Raw genomic sequence first — 18,099 nt, forward strand, 5'->3', positions numbered from 1 at the left:
TTAAATGTTATTCTAAGTTTTACTTAAAGCCGAAGGTCGGAACTTAACATTTAAAACCCAAACTCAGGACGCTTATTGCATTAAGAATTTATAACCGCCAATGTTCTTTAAAGCGATTCCCGTTCCACGTACTACTGCACGAAGCGGATCTTCGGCAACATGTACAGGAAGTTTTGTTTTTGCAGCTACACGTTTATCCAAACCGCGAAGTAATGCACCACCACCTGTTAAATAGATACCAGTCTGGTAAATATCCGCAGAAAGTTCCGGTGGCGTAATCTCTAACGCTTTAAGGATGGCCTCTTCGATTTTTGAAATGGATTTATCTAAGCAGTGTGCAATTTCAGTATAAGAAACGGTGATTTGTTTTGGAACACCGGTCATCAGATCTCTTCCTTGTACGGCAAAGTCTGCAGGTGGATCCGTTAACTCAGGTAATGCTGCTCCAACTTCGATCTTGATTTTCTCCGCAGTACGGTCACCAATCATGATGTTGTGCTGGCGACGGATATAATTTACGATGTCTGAGTCAAAGTTATCTCCCGCTACGCGGATAGACTGGTCACATACGATACCCGATAAAGCGATTACAGCGATCTCAGTCGTACCACCACCTATATCGATGATCATATTACCCATTGGTTCTTCTACGTCGATTCCGATCCCCACAGCTGCTGCCATTGGCTCATGAATCAGGTAAACTTCTTTAGCTCCCGCGATTTCGGCTGAATCTCTTACCGCACGTTTCTCTACCTCAGTGATTCCGGAAGGGATACAAATTACCATTCTCAAAGATGGGAACATCCATCCTTTACCGCCGTTCAGCATACGGATCATACCTTTGATCATCGCTTCTGCGGCATTGAAATCAGCAATTACACCATCTTTCAATGGTCTTACCGTTCGGATATTATCGTGCGTCTTACCTTCCATTTGCATGGCTTGTCGGCCAATAGCGATAATTTTGTTTGTTTGTCTGTCAAAAGCAACGATGGAAGGTTCATCTACCACTACTTTATCATTATGTATAATCAGAGTGTTAGCCGTACCTAAGTCGATAGCTACCTCTTGTGTAAACCAATTAAATAAACCCATTTATAGGTGATAATTTAAGTATTAAAAATTCTGTATACTATAGTAATGTAAAACTACGTCTTTTTATTGTATTCGCAGTTAAATAAATTAGTGCTTAAAATGTCTAATACCCGTGGTAACCATTGCGATGCCTTTTGCATTTGCCATATTGATGGAGTCTGCATCTTTAATCGAACCACCTGGTTGTAAAACTGCAGTGATACCCGCTTCAGCAGCGATTTCTACACAGTCGGGGAATGGGAAGAAAGCATCAGATGCCATTACTGAACCTTCCAGTGCAAAGTTGAACGCGTTTGCTTTAACGATGGCTTGTTTCAAAGCGTCTACTCTTGACGTCTGACCAACACCGCTTGCCAGCAACTGGTTGTTCTTAACAAATACAATGGTATTAGATTTAGTATGCTTAACGATCTTATTGGCAAAGAAAAGATCTTTCAGTTCTTCTGCAGTAGGTGTTTTTTCCGTAACGGCCACCATCTGGTCAGTATTTTCAATGATCAGGTCTTTATCTTGTTCGATCACACCGTTTAATAAGGTCTTGAATTGTTTTTTGCTCAGCTCAACCTCGTTTCTCTGTAAGATGACCCTGTTTTTCTTAGCGCGGAATAATTCTACAGCTTCCGGCTGATAAGAAGGGGCGATCAATACTTCGAAAAACAGTTTGTTGATTTCTGTAGCAGTAGCCAGGTCAATCTCGCGGTTAGCGATTAGTACGCCACCGAATGCAGAAACAGGATCACAGGCAAGGGCGATATCCCAGGCTTCTTTGATCGTTGTTCTGGAAGCAACACCACAGGCATTGGTATGTTTTAAGATGGCAAAAGTAGGCTCTTCGAATTCATCGATTAGAGCTACTGCTGCATCTACATCAACCAGGTTGTTGTAAGAAAGCTCTTTGCCGTTTAGTTTAGTAAACATGGCATTTAAATCGCCATAAAATACACCTTGCTGGTGTGGGTTTTCGCCATATCTTAATGTTTGTGCAGTGTTTAAGCTCTGCTTGAAAACAGTAAGTGGTTCTTCAGTGTTGAAATAGTTGAAGATGGCCGTATCGTAGTGTGAAGAAGTATGGAATGCTTTTTTAGCATACGCTTTACGTTGTGCTAAGGTAGTTTCTCCGTTTTGTTCTTCTAATTGTTGTTGTAAGTTGCTGTAGTCGTCTTTTGAAGCAAGAATAACTACGTCGTTGAAGTTCTTTGCAGCTGCTCTGATCAGGGAGATACCACCGATGTCAATCTTTTCGATGATTTCTTCTTCTGTACCACCTGCTTTCAGGGTTTCTTCAAACGGATACAGGTCGACAATAACCAGGTCGATTTCAGGGATCTCATATTCATTGATCTGTTGCTGATCTGAATCTAAGCCTCTTCTGTTTAAAATACCACCAAAAACTTTAGGGTGTAATGTTTTTACCCTTCCACCTAAAATTGAAGGATAACCTGTAAGGTCTTCGACCGCTGTAACCGGTAGGTTTAGGTCTTTTATAAATTGTTCGGTACCACCAGTAGAGAATAACTGGACACCCTGTTTAGCTAACAGGCGAACTAAAGGTTCTAAACCATCCTTGTAATAAACTGAAATTAAAGCGTTTTTGATCTTTATCGATTGACTCATTAGAGAAAAATTTTGAGCCGCAAAAGTACCCATTTTTCTTTTAATGTCAAATGCTTATTTGCAGTATATTAAACAAGAATTGATGCGGCGGATAATTGTCCGTTTTTTATGTTTTTTCCGGGTCGTTTATAAATCGCTTTGTTTGTAGTAAGCTGCTTTTTTAATTGGGAATTCATTACCCGACAGCATTTGTTTATAAACTCTGGTACAAGCCTCAACGGCCCCTTTTCCATCTTTTGGATAGGTCATGGTAGAATCGTGGTTATAACCGATCATATGGCTAACTTCATGGATGACGATGAAACATACATCTTTGGTCAGGTAATCATTTAATACATGATTGGCTACGCCAAAGGTGTAACCACCACCTAAACCGGAAACATTGACCACTACCCCGCAGTTGAATTGTGGGATATCAACCATCTTTTGGAATGCGGTCTCTTTTTGAGCTGTTGTTAAAACGGTCACACCATCATTATCTGTTATTGGCTCTGCAACGTAAGCAGTTTTGGTTTCATTTGCCTGAATCAGATAGGCCATGTTGATGATAAGTCCTGAAAATCTTCTGACATCCTTTGCATCAATGTTTTCTTTCCAATTGTCTGCGGGATTGTCATTCGAATCAAAATCAGTGTATTTTACTTTCCATTTCAATTTAGCTAACTTCTTCAGTTTTACAATCAGCTCCGTTTCTCCTGTGAAGTCAAAGCTTACCTTATTTAGGGCCAATCCGGTTGTTTTATATTGCGATAAATCTACTTCCTTGTTTTCCGTGTCGAGAAATTTTGAAGTCCCATCTACAAATGGATATTTTATTTCCTGCACTCCATGGGCCCTGATTTTTTTAACCTTAAATAATTTGATTGGTTTTTCTGAACCCTGGATGGTCAATAAAATGGTGGCATCTTCTATGTCAACAGGCGCAAAATTAGCCACTTCAATTGTGGTTTCATCGATGGCTTTTACCCGTAAAACTTTTCCAATTTCGTACCTGCGGGCCTCTGCTGTTAGCAAAGCCATAGATTCTCCATCCTGGAACATCAGTCTGGAATTGGTTTCATTGTCAAATGAAAGTTCTTTTACAGCCGTAACGGGCGAATCAGCGGGACTTTTGTCTGTTTTCTTACAGCTGACGATGAACAGGACAAGGATAGGAAGGAGAAATTTTTTCATAGGTGGGTTTGGTCGGTTCTTTTTACGAATATACAAACCCTAATTTATTATGGAACATTTTTGTTACAAATGTGCGGTTTTGACGGATTCGAAGACTTTCTTCCCCGGGATTTCAGGAGGCTGTTACAGGGCTGCAGAGGAAGGCAGGTCTGGCCGATATTGCTCGTCTGCCCTGGCGAAAAGGGCTTCATTCTCCGGAATGTCATAGGTCATGCAGTTGAAGAGGGCAATTGCGAAAAGTAAGGCTTGTTGTTCTTTGTTGATATCCTGACGGAAAATGTCTGTTTTCCAGTCCTGATCCGGGTAATTGTCCTTGTAAAAGTATTCGAATTTATAGAGCTGATCTTTTGCCTGTTGGTGGTTAAACCAGGCAGGGAGGACATACAGACCTGTAGCACTTCCGATTTTATTTCTGAATTCAATTTCTTCTGTTGTAGAACGGGCATAAAAGAGATAGAAATACAGGCATGCGGCCAGAACCAGGATTGCTTCTATAGCAAAGAACAAGTCTATCTTATTCGTATTGCCGAAGAGCTGAAAGCATATCCATGCGGTAAGGATAAGGCTAAATACACGGCAATATGTAGCAATGACGCTTTTTTTATGAGTCGATAACGTAAGGGCCTCCTGTGTCCCCGACTGGGAAGAGATGATCAATGTGGACTCTATTGGGAAAATCGGAATAAAGTATACGTGGTAGAATTTAGTTTCTACCCATTGTTGATTCAGTTTTGCAACCTTACCATAATGTCGAGCGCCATGTACAAAGATCATAAGATCAAACTTACATAAATTTATTTGTCTGTTAAATATTAGCTTAAAACAAAAGACAACATTGTTGCATTAGTTTCTTTAATTGTGGCTATCTTGTCTCGTATTAACCGGTGAATTTGGGAAATCTCATCTAACATATTATGCATAATTTAAAAACGGTATTTATTTTTCTTATCGTCTTCTTCATCGCAGGTAAGCTGATCGCTCAACCCGCAAAAAAAGACGCCAGATTTGAAAGAATTCAATCGGAAACCCTAAAAAGTGAACAGTTAACCTCCGTACTTCAGCAGGCTTTGGTCGGTTTTTCAGATCAAAAATATCAAAAATTAAAACCACTGGTTTTTGAACGGAGTATCCCTGAGATCCAAAAGGCCGTTCAGACGGGTAAGCTTTCTTATCAGGATTTAACCTTGTTTTACCTCTATCGGATTTCAAAATTCGAAACTCAGCATCAGACCTCCCTGCACGCAGTCATTGCATTGAATCCAGAGGTGTTGAAGGAAGCAAAGGAAAAAGATTTGCAATTAAAAAACAGAAAGGCGAAACATGGGATTTTTGGTATGCCGATATTATTGAAAGATAATATTGGTGCTGAAAATATGAAAACTACTGCCGGTGCTTTAGCGCTGAAAGACAATGAGACCGGTGATGCTTTTGTGGTGAAACGATTGAAGGAAAAAGGAGCATTGATTTTAGGAAAGGTTAATTTAAGCGAATGGGCTTACTATTTTTGTGAAAAATGCCCTTCCGGATATTCTGGTATTGGCGGTTATACCCTAAATCCGTATGGGCCCGGGATCTTTGATACCGGAGGCTCAAGTTCCGGGACTGCGGTAGCTGTTGCAGCTAATTATGCAGTAGCGGCAATAGGCACTGAAACTGCCGGGTCGATCCTCTCCCCCTCAAGTCAGAATTCAGTTGTAGGCTTGAAGCCAACCTTGGGTCTGTTGAGCAGAAGCGGTATCATTCCGCTTTCTTCAAGTTTTGATACGCCTGGTCCGGTTACAAAAAGCGTTGTTGACAATGCGATTGTCTTATCGGCCATGCTGGGTAAGGATAAAAATGATGCTGCATCTGTAGAATCCGTAATGATTGCTGATCAATCTCAAAGCCCGGATGGAAGCTTGCTGAGTGGTAAAAGGTTTGGGATTATAAAAGCTTATCTGGACATTCCTCTATATGCACAGGCGGTAGAAAAGCTAAAAAAGGCTGGTGTAATTATGGTTGAGGTTGAACCCAAACGGACTGGAATGTCTGGTAGTGATTTTAAGCTGATCCTGAATCAGGATATGAAGTCAGATCTTGCGCATTATCTGAGTACGGATGCCGGTAAGAATGTTCAAGTTCGTTCTGTGAAGGATATCGTTGCTTTCAACCAGGGAAATATGGAGTTAAGAGCGCCCTATGGCCAGGCTTTGCTGGAGCGGGTACTACACGACAGTACGTCCTTATCCGGACTGCAAGAAGCGAAAAATAGGTTGGAAACGAGCTGTAAACTCTTTTTTGAGGAGATCTTTAATAAAGATAAGTTGGATGTGGTACTGTCCGTAAATAATTACAATGCTTTCGAGGCAGCGGCTGCAAAATACCCTGCAATCTGTGTGCCCATGGGCTATACCCCTAAAGGAGAGCCGATGTCGCTAACTTTTATAGCCAGACCCTTCGGGGAAAATAAATTGATTCAGCTGGGAATGGCTTATGAGAAAATAGATCCTGTCAGAAAAGTACCGGAACTTTATAGGGATTAATAGGAAGGAAGTCTTTTTAGTTAAGACTTCCTTCATTGAAGAACCAAAGCGATTTCGCTTTATTTAAGTTGTGAGGTTAGCCTGGTAGGTGCAATCGTATCTCTTTTGATTTCTACACCATTTGCATCCTTTGTAATGCGTATTGCCGGATTTTGGATCGCTCCAATACCGGATGTTTTATCCAGATCCAGATTGGTTTGTGTTCTCGCTTTCATCCATTTCCCCAAAACATCATTGTAAACACCGCCTAACATGTTCCAGAATCCTTGGTCAGCAGGCAGTACATAGCTGAATCCCAGCTTGTTTTCACCGCTTAAATAAAAGGGCTGAGCTGCCAGAGTGATCGGATTCTTTTTGTCGTAAAAATCATTATTCGGTATCCTGTAACCTGCTGCAAGCCCGGCGCTATAGATGCTCCCGCCATTCCCAATAAATATCGCATCAATCGGTTCGGAATTCACATTTACGTTTGTTCCTTCAAACACTGCAAAGCCAGATGCATTGCCGCTATTTGCTAACAGTCCACTTGTTTTAAGACCAAAACCATCGCCATCTGTCGTGCTGTAGTTGAATGATCTGATCCATTTGGCGGAAGATATGCTCGTTGAATTTGAACCGTTTATCAATTTAGCGCTTCCACCCACATAAAAATATTCTCCCTTTGCTACCGTACCGGAAGTAAGGTTAAATTTATAGGTTCTTGCGGTTGTTCCGGCAACAGCATCAATGCCCGTGGCCCAGCCTTTTAGCGGGAAAATGGTAGTTGGCGAAGCAGTACCGGCATTATTGGTGGCGACTACTGAATATGGTGTTACTGCAAAGTTAATGTCTCTGGTGGCTAAAAACTGCATATATTCATAGTTGCCATCTCCGCCTTCCGCATCCGCCATATAACCTGAGATCACAATTGCCGAAAATTCCGGAGTAGAACTCAAAGCACTAACATCCTTCAGTGTACGCAGGCGTGTATGTGGTTTAAGCTTTCCATTTGCATCAATGGTATTGAAGACAACTCCATAATAATTGCCGTTAAAATTAAGTCCGGAGGTATTGGCAAATGTGGCGGTTGGCTCCGTGTGTAAGGTGAGGTTGTCGAAACCATCATTGATGCTTTTATCACCCTTATAGGTATCTGTAGGTTGGGCAACCGGATCAAATCCGGCTTTGACGATCGCCACCAGTGTACTTTCGTAATCGCTTGGTTTTGCTAATATCGCACTGCTTGGAACCCTGTTTACAGGTATGGGCACTCCGGTAGCAACCTTGGTCACATTACCGGCGGATAACCCTGTGATCTGCAAAATCCCGTTTTGTCTTTTTAAAACTCCACCTTCAATCTTAACCAGCACAGAATCTCCCGGAATGTAGTTGGCTGCATCCGGACCGAGGGCAATTGCGATCCCTCTAAGTGAATCTATTGCACCGATATGCCTGACATTCTGGATGGCCAGTACGCCGGCAGGCATGTTTAAACCCGAATGATCGGAAACGACTACACCCTTGATACTGGTGGCTCCTTTCATATTTCCGGTATTCAGAGAAACTTCGTTTCCTTTATATATTTTTCTCAAATCAAAATTAGAGATATAAGCACTTGTTGTTCCACCTTCATAAGTATTGTCGCGTTTACATCCTGTCCAGGTATAAGCCGCAATGATGATCATCAGGTAACTAACTATTTTCTTTTTCATCGTATTGATTTTTAATTTTTTGAATTATGGCTTTTGCCACCAAACCTGTGTGGAGATTTCATCCGGACCCTGTATGGCTATAGCATTTTTATAGTTCGTTGGGTTGGCCGACTGGCTGAGGATCGGATAACATAACCTTGCGGGCATTACACCGCCATTTTTCAACGCTTTTCCTTTTGGAAGAATAGGGTGTCCCGTACGGCGATATTCGAACCACTGTTGCAAATCAATCAGGAACATCGAATAATACTTTTGAAGATGGATCATTTCCATTTTGCTATTTCCTGTTGCCGCATCCAGTGGTAAACTGTTGTCCCAGTCGATGTCTGCATTTGTAATGTATCTGATAAGTTTCGGATCAGCTACATTTGAAGACCAGGTTGGCAGCCAGTAATTAATGCCATATAAAATTCCTTTATTGTAATAGTTCTCTGCTGATCCACTGATCCATCCTTTAGCTGCAGCCTCGGCAAGAATAAAATTAAGCTCGCCACAATTCATAATGATGCCGGTATATGGATCAGTTTGCAAGGTGTAGCCGGTAGGCTGAGGGTCTGAGTAAAAATAAGACTGTCTGATATAACCTAAACCGGCTTCATAGCCACTAGGTACACCTGCGTATCCATTAGGACCTTGCGCAATACCCCATCTTGGTATTCCGCCTTTACCAGCGGTAGGGTCAATTGGAGGATAGTTCCAGTCTCTGATTTTATCTATAAAAAAGGTCGTTAAGGAAGGTACCCTGAAATCAACCGGTCTGATATTGACCATAAAAGGAGAGGAGTATACCGCTGAGCTGCTGTTTGTACCATTCCATAGTATCTTGGCCGCATCATCATTGTTGGTCATAATTGGATATTGCCCCGGATCTGTGTCCACAATTTGTTTAATTTTTGCGACGGCTGCTGGAGCAAGCTCTGATTTGCCAGAAATGCGAAGCAATAGCCTTAAATAAAGGGAGTTCCCCAGTTTACGCCATTTGGTTACATCTCCTTTAAACACCGGATCACCCGAAGCTATAATGGCCGTTTTTTCACTTAGGGAGGTGTTTGCCTCTTCCAGTTTCTTAAACAAGTCCAGGTAGATGTCTTTTTGCTTGTCGTAAACAGGTTCTATAACGCCGTCTTTACCCTGGTTAGATTGTGAATATGGGATGTCGCCATAAGTATCTGTAAGCAGGGAAAATACCCATGCCTGTGTGATCAGTGAAATTCCCTGGTAAGATTTGTTAAAGTTATCCGGCTGACTGGCGATGGTATAAATGTCTCTCAGATTGGTGCATTCGAGATACCAGGAATTCCATAAGTAATCAGACCAGGACCGTCTTACATCGTATCTGAAAACTTTGCCCTCTGCATCACTGATGTCAACCGTAACCTGCATCAACTCATTATTGAAGCTCCGGTTTCTCGACATGTTGGCCGATAAGACATTGACAAGTGCTGGTGCTAAAAGCTGATTGGGGGTAGCTGTTGGCGTCCCAATCGGATCGGTATTTGTTTTCTCAAAACCTTTATCACATGAAGATAGCAGGCTTCCCGATAGGAGCAGAACTACACAACTGATTTTCGATATTATATTTTTCATGAGAATATATTTGTCTTTTTATCTCTGTATTTTAATTAAAGACCCACCACTATACGTATCCCGTAAGTGCGGGTAGATGGGAGCTGGCCAACTTCAAAACCTGTAACGATATCTGTTCCGGACAAGGTGCCGAATTCGGGATCGAAGGCAGGCCATGGCGACCAGATAAAGAGGTTCCTGCCATATGCGCCGATGGTTAATCTATTCAGACTTAATTTTGCCAGGAAAGCCGGTTTAAACGAATAGCTAAAGCTGGCTTCTCTGAATTTGATGAAATCCGTACTAAAGATGCTTCCTTCAGCCTGATCAGAACCATATACTGAATTATAGTAGTTCTGTATATCTGTAGCAATCACATCATTTTGACGATAGCTGCCATCCGCGTTTTGAACTACACCTTTACCAATGATGCCATTGTAGCGGCCTGGTAAGGTGGCCTTGTTCTTGCCGAGGTTGGCCATTCTTGAAAATGTAAGGGAATGTGCTACAGCACCCAACTGCGCATCGAAAAGTGTGCTCAGGCTAAATCCTTTGTAGGAAAAGGTATTGTTAATTCCTGCTTTGTATTTAGGGATGGTATTGCCAAGGTAAATGACATTCGAAGTGAATTTTGCAAAACCGGTTTTTTCATCGTAAACGATCTGCCCATCAGGGGAACGTTCATATCCTGCACCATAGAGGTCGCCCATGCTGCCACCAACGCTGGCCACGATCTGTCCGTTGCCGATCGGGCCTGTTCTTAATACGAAAGATGAATCGGCCAGCTCTTTTATTTTATTGCGGTTGGCAGAGAAGGTTACGTTTACAGCCCAGTTAAACCCATTTTTAACTTCAATCGGTTTCCCGTTAAGGGCAATCTCCAGACCCTGGTTGTCTACCCTTCCTGCATTAACAATTGCGTTGTTATAACCGGAGGAGCGGTCAACCAAACGGGTTAATATCTGGTTTTTTGTATTTGCCGCATAAACAGCTACGTCTAAACCAATTCTGTTGTTAAGTAAGCGGATATCTGCGCCCAATTCAAAAGTAGTGGTGGAAAGCGGCTTTAGCTTAGTATTAGGAAGTGAAGTTGGGTTTTGCATCGCATTGTCGGGATAAATTCCGCCACTTGCTGTAGTATAGTTGTAGGAAGTGCGATAAGGTGTAGTACTACCGCTACCCACTTGTGATGCTGAAAATCTGAATTTCGCCAGATTAATAGCCCGGGGTAATTTCCAATAGTCTGATGCAATGAAACTAAGGCTGGCAGAAGGATAGGTAAATGATTTTTTATTGTAGCCAATTGGTAAAGCAAGTACGCTATTCCAATCTATACGGCCGGTGAGATCCAGATAAAGGTAGTTTTTATAAGCCAGGGATGCCAGTCCATAGATACTGTTTAATTTATACCTTGTCGTATCTACCAGGTTAATAATTGGATTGGCAGCATTGTCCAGTGCGTATTCATTAGGGATTACCAAGCCGTCGGCACGCTGTTCTTTTTTATTATATTCATTGCTTAACATGCTGCCGCCTACAGATGCGGTCAGGGAGAAATCCTTGTTGAGATGCTTATCGTATTTCAGCATAAAATCTCCGCTGATTTCATGTGCATTGATATTTTGCACACGAAAAGATCCCTGCGCAAATTTGCTTCCTGCAGCATCATATGGGCGCAATTGGGTACGTATATCTTTATATTGGTCAATTGTACCCCGTACCATCAGGCTCAATTCTTTCGTGAATTTGTAATTGGCCTGTACGTTTCCAATAATTCCATTTCGTCTTTGCGTATTCAGGTATTGCTCTGAAATGGCGTAAGGACTTTCCGGGTTCGTGGTGGTAATGTTCACAAACTGACGGAACTCTTTACCCGGTACCCAATAATCCTTATACCAGTTCACATCAACGTTAGGCTGGGCAAACATAAACCAGTACATCAGCGACTGATTGCCATACCCTGTGGCAGGCAGGTTATCACTGTGTCTGTTATTGTACATCACTTTAAAATTAATGTCCAGCTTTTTATTTACCCTTGTATTGGCGGATAAAGAGAGGGAAGTGCGTTCTAAGCCTGTGTTGGGAACGATCCAGTCGTTATTTCCATGGCTGACAGAAAACCTGAGGTCTGTTTTTTTATAGGTACCATCCAAACTCAGGGAATTGGAGGTTTCATATCCGGTTTTAAAAAATGCAGTGATTGGATTTTCATACGTTCTCCAGAGTGTGCGTTGCGCGCCCACTTTTTTGGTAACCGGATCGTATTGAAAAAAGTACTGTCCGTCAAAGGGAGCGCCCCAGGCCGCACTTGTTCCATTCTGACTAGGTCCGTCAGGGCCGTCACCATAAGAGAAATGTGAGGCGCCATTCATACCCTGTCCATATTCATATTGTGTATCCGGGCCACGGTTTACCTGCTCCCATGAGGTGTTGGAGGTAAAGGTGATGCCCATTCTTTTCCTTTTTGAATTGGCGGATTTTGTGGTGATGATGATCGCGCCATTGGCCCCACGCTGTCCATAAAGGGCGGCTGCACCTGGTCCTTTAAGGACGGTAACGCTTTCAATGTCATCAGGGTTGATGTCGTTAATACCACTGCCAAAGTCGGCGGGTAAGTTGTCTCCGGATGTTCCGTAAGGGCCTCCTGTTGGCGCGGCAGTCCGTTTGCTGCTGCTGCTGGCAACGACACCATCAATCACAATTAATGCTTCATTATCACCGGTAAGGTTGTTTTCACCACGAAGAATGATTTTGTTGGAGCCTGCAGGGCCACCGTTACGCACCAGGTTTAAACCGGCTACTTTACCGGATAATGCATCTGTCCAGTTGCTGGAAATTGCATCAGTTAGCTGGGTACTGTCTACCTTGGTCACTGAATAACCCAATGATTTTTCCTGACGCCGGATTCCCAGAGCGGTAACGACCACCTCATCAAGATCTGAACTTGAACTGGTCATGTTGACCACCAATGTGTTTGTTGCGATGGTAATCATACGTCTGGCCACTGTATAGCCAATCATATTAAAAGAGATTTGGGTTCCTTTGATTACTTTCACTGTAAAGGAGCCATTCCCATCGGTCGTCCCTAAGACTTTCTTTTGATCATTTGAAATGGTTACGCCGGGTAAGGGTTGTCCGTCTCCGGCATCTTTAACTGTTCCTTTTACGGTGACGGTTTCCTGCAGAAACGGGGTGTTTACAGTCGTTGTCGGAGCAGCTGTGAGAATTTGTGGCAGTTGCATCATGCCCAATACCATTGCGAGGGCAAGGTGTTTAAATGGCTTTTGAAACGGCACGAGATGAGTAGAATTTTTAGTCATAATGCGAATTGTTTTGTCGTTTTGTTTGTTGCAGTTTGGTTTAGTCATTCCGATAAATCATTCTTTTCCCAATTGTTCTTCAGCGGCTTTCGCGGCGTTCAAACAACAAAGCGCATTTTGGTCGTTTCGAATTTTCTGGATTTGCTGCAAAGATCAAGGCTTCATCATTAAGCAGATGTTAAACATTGATTAAGTTAAATCATGTCCTTAAACTGTTTTAGCAACTTTCTGAATCTGTTGGTCTATATCCGCTTAGATCAGAAAAAAAATAACAGTAATTTTATATAGAGTACACTGATCTGTAATCTTGGAATGGGACATTAGGCGAATTATTAAAAATCAGAAACAGACCAGTCACCTCATCATTCATGGAATCAAGAAGAGAATTTATCAGAAAATCCCTTTTATTATCTGGCGCGGCCGGATTGTCGACAATGTTACCTGCCTCTATACAAAGGGCGCTGGCCATTGATCCAAAATTAGGAAGCAGCTTTCTTGATGCGGAACATATCGTGATCCTGATGCAGGAAAACCGGTCTTTCGACCATTGTTTTGGTACATTGCAAGGGGTGCGTGGATTTAATGATCCCCGGGCAATCACGCTTCCTGATCAGAAACCGGTATGGATGCAAACCAATGCAACGGGTGAAACTTATGTGCCTTTTCGTTTAAATATTAAAGATTCTAAAGTGACCTGGATGGGCGATTTGCCACATTCAAGGGCAAGTCAGGTGGATGCTTATAACCGGGGTAAATATGATCAATGGTTAACTGCAAAAAGATCCGGCAACAAGAAATATAGCGACATGCCATTAACACTGGGCCATTATACCCGGGAAGATTTGCCTTTCAACTATGCGATGGCGGATGCGTTTACGGTTTGTGATCAGAACTTCTGTTCGGCGATGACCAGTACGACACCCAACAGGTCGTTTTTCTGGACGGGTAAAGTATCCTATCAGCTGGATGGCCTACAGAAGGTAAACATTAGAAATGATGATTTTAGTTATGGAAAACTTCCCTGGAAGGCCTTTCCGGAGTTGCTGGAAGAAAATGACATCAGCTGGAAGTTCTATCAGAATGACCTGAGCTGCGGCGGTGGTTATAAAGGAGAAGAGAGGGCCTGGCTTGCTAATTTTGGCTGTAATTTACTGGAGTTCTTTGCGGCTTATAATGTTAAATTTTCCTCCCGTTATGTAAAGAACCTGCAAAAGCTGATAGAAACGCTCCCTGGTGAAATCAATAAACTGCAAGAAGCCAGTCCTTCAAGTGATGCAGCTGCAACAAAAATAAAGAAAGACCTGGAAAAGAAGTTAACCGCTTTGGATAACGCAGCTTCTGAATTGAAAATATGGAGTCAGGAAGCATATGAAAAGTTGTCTGATCAACAGAAACATTTATTTAAAAACGCTTTTGTAACCAATATCGGTGATCCTGATTACAGGGACGTTACGACATTGAATTATACAGATGAGGGGACTAAAAGAGAATTAACTGTTCCAAAAGGTGATGTTTTACATCAGTTCAGGACAGATGTGAATACGGGTAAATTACCTGCTGTTTCCTGGCTGGCAGGACCGCAGAATTTCTCTGATCATCCAAGTGCACCCTGGTATGGGGCATGGTATGTTTCGGAAATCCTGGATATCCTGACTAAAAATCCGGAAGTATGGAAGAAAACCATCTTTATTACTACCTACGATGAAAATGACGGCTATTTTGATCATGTGCCACCATTCTCTATTCCGGATGCCAAAATTCCGGAAACAGGCCTTGTTTCTAAAGGGATTGATACAGAAATCGAGTATGTAAGGCTGGCAAATGAGTTGAAACAGGGTATTCCTGAAAAGGCGGCACGTGAAGCACCTATCGGGCTTGGATTTAGAGTACCCATGCTCATTGCTTCTCCGTGGAGCAGGGGAGGCCGGGTTTGCTCGGAAGTCTTTGATCATACCTCTACCTTGCAGTTTCTGGAAACATTTTTCAATAAAAAACTCAACAAGAACCTTCACATAGAAAATATCAGCAATTGGAGAAGAGCGATATGTGGAGATTTGACTTCCGTATTTGCACCTTATAAAGGAGAAAAGGCAGATAAGATTAACTTTCTGCAACGAAATGATTTTGTGGAAGATATTTACAATGCGAAGTTTAAAGCAGAGCCAAATGGTTTTAAGAAGCTAACTGAGGCCGATGTTGCCGGGTTTATTCAAGATCCAATAAACCAGCATGTGATGTCTCAGCAGGAAAAGGGAATCCGGCCTTCTTGCGCCTTGCCTTATGAATTGCATGTTAATGGTAAATTGAGTGCAGATCAGCAGTCTTTTGAAATCAGTTTTGGTGCTGGAGATACGGTCTTTGGTGCGAAGTCGGCAGGAGCGCCGTTTACAGTTGTGGCACCAGGAAAGTTTCAGGATGCTTTATCTAAAGCAGGAGCTGAAGTTTACAGAAACTGGTCTTTTGGTGTAGTTGCCGGTGATGAGCTGACTTATAAATGGCCAGTCGGCGCTTTTGAGGGCTCAAAATATCAGCTTCTGGTAAATGGTCCTAATGGTTTCTTCAGATCCTTTAAAGGATTGGCTAAGGAGGCTTCCATAAATATTCATGCTGAATATGAAAAGGCCGGTTTGAAGCTGAGCGGAAATGTATTGCTGAAAATCACGAATCAAAACCGATCAAAAACATACACCATACTGGTGGAGGATAATGGTTATGGCAATAGCGCAGTTAAAAATGGCATTAAGCCAGGTCAAACCTTAGCAGTGGTTATTGCTGCCGCTAAAAGTCATGGCTGGTATGATGCCAGTGTACGCATTGAAGGAAGTCCTGATTTTGAGCAGCGTTTTGCAGGCCGGGTAGAAACCGGCGCAGAAAGCTTTAGCGACCCGGTTATGGGAAGAAGCCCGAAATAAAAATCAGGTTATTTTTTTATCTTTTTAATGATCGTCTCTACAACGCGAGGGTAGTGCTGGTGTTCCAGTTGCTGCCCTTTGAATTTAATCAACTCCAGGTTGTCGTCTTTATCAATGCGGTATTTTGCCTGATAGATATACTCTCCTTCATCATAATTCTCGTTCACGTAGTGAATAGTGATGCCTCCTTCTGTTTCATTCGCCTCCATAACTGCCTTGTGTACATGGTCTCCATACATTCCTTTTCCTCCGAATTTAGGTAGGATGGCAGGATGGATATTGATGATGCGTCCCGGGTATTCGTGGATCAGTTTTTTAGGGATAAGCCATAAAAATCCTGCAAGTACGATGAGGTCTACTTCCAGATTTTTGAGCAGGTCGATGATGTGATCGGTATGATAAAATTCATTCCTGTCGAAAATATGAGAGGGGATTTCGAAGTTGTCTGCACGTTGTAAGACGTAAGCATCCGGATTGTTGGTGAGTACCAGGGCGATCTCTACTTCAGGACTACGTTTAAAATGTTCCATCAGTTTTTGGGCATTGGAGCCTGAACCTGAAGCAAATATGGCGATACGTTTTTTCATCTGTGCTGGTTGATTTATGAACTCAAGCTGGTTTCACTGGTGTTTATGGGCCGGTGATTCCTGTCAAAAATAGCATTTTAAGCATTCATCTGAAGATTTTTATTGCTTTTTGTATCATTTAGTAAGGATAGGTGGGGTTTAAATTGTCTTCGATTGTAACCATATCGTTATTCCCGGTATTTTAATAAATATCAAAGGGGAATTAAGGGGTGGGAGTGTTCGTGTTGAGTATTGAAAATGGAAAATTCCCAGGAGAAGTCTAAAAAGAAGAAGTATCTGCATTGGGGCTAGTGCATCCGGATAGAGGGGGATATAATGGGTTAAAAAGAATTATTTTATCTGTTACGAATGCAATACAGGCTGTTCTGCTGATGGGGCTGAGTACTATAGTCCTGATTTATTAAAACACTATAAATCAATATTTAAGATTTATTAAAAATATTTGCGACTTCATTTTGCATATTAAAAACATTAATTCTATATTTGCAGTCCGAAAAAAATGGAAAAACAAAAGGCTGGTAGCGGTTGGGATTGTACCCAATAGTCTTGAAAGCTTTAAAAGGAATATTATAATATTGAAAAATGGCAAATCATAAATCTTCATTAAAAAGAATTAGAGCAAACGCAACTAAACGTTTACGTAACAGATATCAAGCTAAAACAACCCGTACTTTTATCAAAAGGTTACGTGCTGCTGAAGACAAGAAAACTGGACAAGAATTATTACCGAAAGTAATTTCTATGTTAGATCGTTTGGCTAAGAAAAATGTTATTCACAAGAACAAAGCGGCTAACAACAAATCGAAGTTAACTAAATTTGTTAATGGCTTAAATTAAATATAGCTTTACAATATTATAGACGGGATGTGCTTAATTGCAGATCCCGTTTTTTTATTTATGGCTAAATACAAACCGAAAATAGGAATCAAGCAATGGGCTGAGGCCGACAGGCCCCGGGAGAAATTGATGCAGTACGGAAGGAGGCACCTCACCGATGCAGAATTGATTGCCGTATTGATCGGTTCCGGTAATTTGGAAGAAACCTCCGTTGACCTGAGTAAGCGGATTCTTTCGGCCTACAAAAACGACCTGGACAAACTGGGGAGGGCCACGGTTAAGGAACTTTCTAATTTTCGGGGGATAGGTGTAGCAAAGGCGATTGCCATTGTTGCCGGTCTGGAGCTCGGGCGCCGGAGAAAAGAGGAGATTACAGAACTCAAATTCGTTCAGATTAAAGATGCCAAAGATAGTTATGAGCAGTTTTATCCCGTGCTTACTGACTTGCCACATGAAGAATTTTGGGTGTTGTTGCTGAACCGGGCAAACCATGTCATCAGTAAACATCAGATCAGTAAGGGCGGTTTGTCCGGAACTGTCGCTGATCCCAAGGTGATCTTTAAAATAGCAATGGACCATGATGCCGCTTATCTCATTTTGGCACACAACCATCCTTCCGGAAATTTAAAGCCCAGTCAGGAGGACCTGATCCTCACCAGGAAGCTGATCACCGCAGGAAAATTGTTGGACCTGAATGTGCTTGATCACTTAATTATTACAAACAATTCTTATCTAAGTTTCAATGATGAGGGTTTAATTTAACCTACATTAAGTAATTTGCC

General features: G+C 42.1%; 12 protein-coding genes. 4 read left to right on the top strand and 8 right to left on the bottom strand.

All coding sequences use genetic code 11. From position 1 onward, the window contains the following. Positions 1 to 72: 72 nt before the first annotated feature. From BLQ87_RS31590 to BLQ87_RS31605, 4 genes are all read right to left on the bottom strand, one after another. Positions 73 to 1,095, bottom strand: coding sequence for a rod shape-determining protein (locus BLQ87_RS31590; protein ID WP_008246482.1), 1,023 nt, complete (start codon positions 1,093 to 1,095; stop codon positions 73 to 75). A gap of 87 nt (positions 1,096 to 1,182) precedes the next feature. Next, on the bottom strand, positions 1,183 to 2,709 hold the full coding sequence (gene purH / locus BLQ87_RS31595) for a bifunctional phosphoribosylaminoimidazolecarboxamide formyltransferase/IMP cyclohydrolase (protein ID WP_074612925.1): 1,527 nt from the start codon (positions 2,707 to 2,709) through the stop codon (positions 1,183 to 1,185). Positions 2,710 to 2,835: 126 nt separating this feature from the next. Further along, complete coding sequence (locus BLQ87_RS31600) at positions 2,836 to 3,882, bottom strand: hypothetical protein (protein WP_074612893.1); 1,047 nt, start codon at positions 3,880 to 3,882, stop codon at positions 2,836 to 2,838. A 123-nt stretch (positions 3,883 to 4,005) separates the two neighbouring features. Further along, positions 4,006 to 4,656, bottom strand: coding sequence for a hypothetical protein (locus tag BLQ87_RS31605; protein ID WP_074612894.1), 651 nt, complete (start codon positions 4,654 to 4,656; stop codon positions 4,006 to 4,008). A gap of 140 nt (positions 4,657 to 4,796) precedes the next feature. Between BLQ87_RS31605 and BLQ87_RS31610 the strand changes: the two genes are divergently transcribed. Further along, a complete protein-coding gene (locus tag BLQ87_RS31610; RefSeq protein ID WP_074612895.1) occupies positions 4,797 to 6,404 on the top strand; it encodes an amidase family protein in 1,608 nt (535 codons plus the stop codon). A gap of 59 nt (positions 6,405 to 6,463) precedes the next feature. On the opposite strand, the gene BLQ87_RS31615 is transcribed toward BLQ87_RS31610, so the two are convergent. From BLQ87_RS31615 to BLQ87_RS31625, 3 genes are read right to left on the bottom strand one after another with little or no spacing between them, the layout of a single operon-like run. Continuing rightward, the gene (locus BLQ87_RS31615; RefSeq protein WP_074612896.1) at positions 6,464 to 8,095 is read right to left on the bottom strand and encodes a DUF5689 domain-containing protein; all 1,632 of its coding nucleotides are present in this window, start codon (positions 8,093 to 8,095) and stop codon (positions 6,464 to 6,466) included. A gap of 24 nt (positions 8,096 to 8,119) precedes the next feature. Beyond that, positions 8,120 to 9,682, bottom strand: a complete 1,563-nt coding sequence (locus tag BLQ87_RS31620; protein ID WP_074612897.1) for a SusD/RagB family nutrient-binding outer membrane lipoprotein — start codon at positions 9,680 to 9,682, stop codon at positions 8,120 to 8,122. 35 nt (positions 9,683 to 9,717) lie between these two features. Beyond that, on the bottom strand, positions 9,718 to 12,981 hold the full coding sequence (locus BLQ87_RS31625) for a SusC/RagA family TonB-linked outer membrane protein (protein ID WP_074612926.1): 3,264 nt from the start codon (positions 12,979 to 12,981) through the stop codon (positions 9,718 to 9,720). Between the two features lie 368 nt (positions 12,982 to 13,349). On the opposite strand from BLQ87_RS31625, the gene BLQ87_RS31630 reads away from it, so the two are divergent. Then, positions 13,350 to 15,893, top strand: coding sequence for a phosphocholine-specific phospholipase C (locus BLQ87_RS31630; protein WP_074612898.1), 2,544 nt, complete (start codon positions 13,350 to 13,352; stop codon positions 15,891 to 15,893). Between the two features lie 8 nt (positions 15,894 to 15,901). Here the strand turns inward: BLQ87_RS31630 and purN are convergent, their stop codons facing one another. Further along, positions 15,902 to 16,480 carry a phosphoribosylglycinamide formyltransferase gene (gene purN, locus BLQ87_RS31635; protein ID WP_074612899.1) on the bottom strand — a complete coding sequence of 193 codons (579 nt, stop codon included), beginning with the start codon at positions 16,478 to 16,480 and terminating at the stop codon, positions 15,902 to 15,904. 582 nt (positions 16,481 to 17,062) lie between these two features. On the opposite strand from purN, the gene rpsT reads away from it, so the two are divergent. Both rpsT and radC read left to right on the top strand, forming a co-directional pair. Next, complete coding sequence (rpsT, locus tag BLQ87_RS31640) at positions 17,063 to 17,317, top strand: 30S ribosomal protein S20 (RefSeq protein WP_073232477.1); 255 nt, start codon at positions 17,063 to 17,065, stop codon at positions 17,315 to 17,317. 60 nt (positions 17,318 to 17,377) lie between these two features. Then, entirely contained in the window at positions 17,378 to 18,079 is a 702-nt protein-coding gene (radC, locus tag BLQ87_RS31645; protein WP_074612927.1) for a RadC family protein, read from the top strand. The last annotated feature ends 20 nt before the right edge of the window (positions 18,080 to 18,099 follow it).

The organism is Pedobacter steynii (assembly GCF_900103665.1).
Classification (GTDB): domain Bacteria; phylum Bacteroidota; class Bacteroidia; order Sphingobacteriales; family Sphingobacteriaceae; genus Pedobacter; species Pedobacter steynii.

Bases quoted from the DNA above. Each gene is read 5' to 3' on its own strand.
- BLQ87_RS31590 (WP_008246482.1), bottom strand. From the start codon at position 1,095: ATGGGTTTATTTAATTGGTTTACACAAGAGGTAGCTATCGACTTAGGT.
- purH (WP_074612925.1), bottom strand. From the start codon at position 2,709: ATGAGTCAATCGATAAAGATCAAAAACGCTTTAATTTCAGTTTATTAC.
- BLQ87_RS31600 (WP_074612893.1), bottom strand. From the start codon at position 3,882: ATGAAAAAATTTCTCCTTCCTATCCTTGTCCTGTTCATCGTCAGCTGT.
- BLQ87_RS31605 (WP_074612894.1), bottom strand. From the start codon at position 4,656: ATGATCTTTGTACATGGCGCTCGACATTATGGTAAGGTTGCAAAACTG.
- BLQ87_RS31610 (WP_074612895.1), top strand. From the start codon at position 4,797: ATGCATAATTTAAAAACGGTATTTATTTTTCTTATCGTCTTCTTCATC.
- BLQ87_RS31615 (WP_074612896.1), bottom strand. From the start codon at position 8,095: ATGAAAAAGAAAATAGTTAGTTACCTGATGATCATCATTGCGGCTTAT.
- BLQ87_RS31620 (WP_074612897.1), bottom strand. From the start codon at position 9,682: ATGAAAAATATAATATCGAAAATCAGTTGTGTAGTTCTGCTCCTATCG.
- BLQ87_RS31625 (WP_074612926.1), bottom strand. From the start codon at position 12,981: ATGACTAAAAATTCTACTCATCTCGTGCCGTTTCAAAAGCCATTTAAA.
- BLQ87_RS31630 (WP_074612898.1), top strand. From the start codon at position 13,350: ATGGAATCAAGAAGAGAATTTATCAGAAAATCCCTTTTATTATCTGGC.
- purN (WP_074612899.1), bottom strand. From the start codon at position 16,480: ATGAAAAAACGTATCGCCATATTTGCTTCAGGTTCAGGCTCCAATGCC.
- rpsT (WP_073232477.1), top strand. From the start codon at position 17,063: ATGGCAAATCATAAATCTTCATTAAAAAGAATTAGAGCAAACGCAACT.
- radC (WP_074612927.1), top strand. From the start codon at position 17,378: ATGGCTAAATACAAACCGAAAATAGGAATCAAGCAATGGGCTGAGGCC.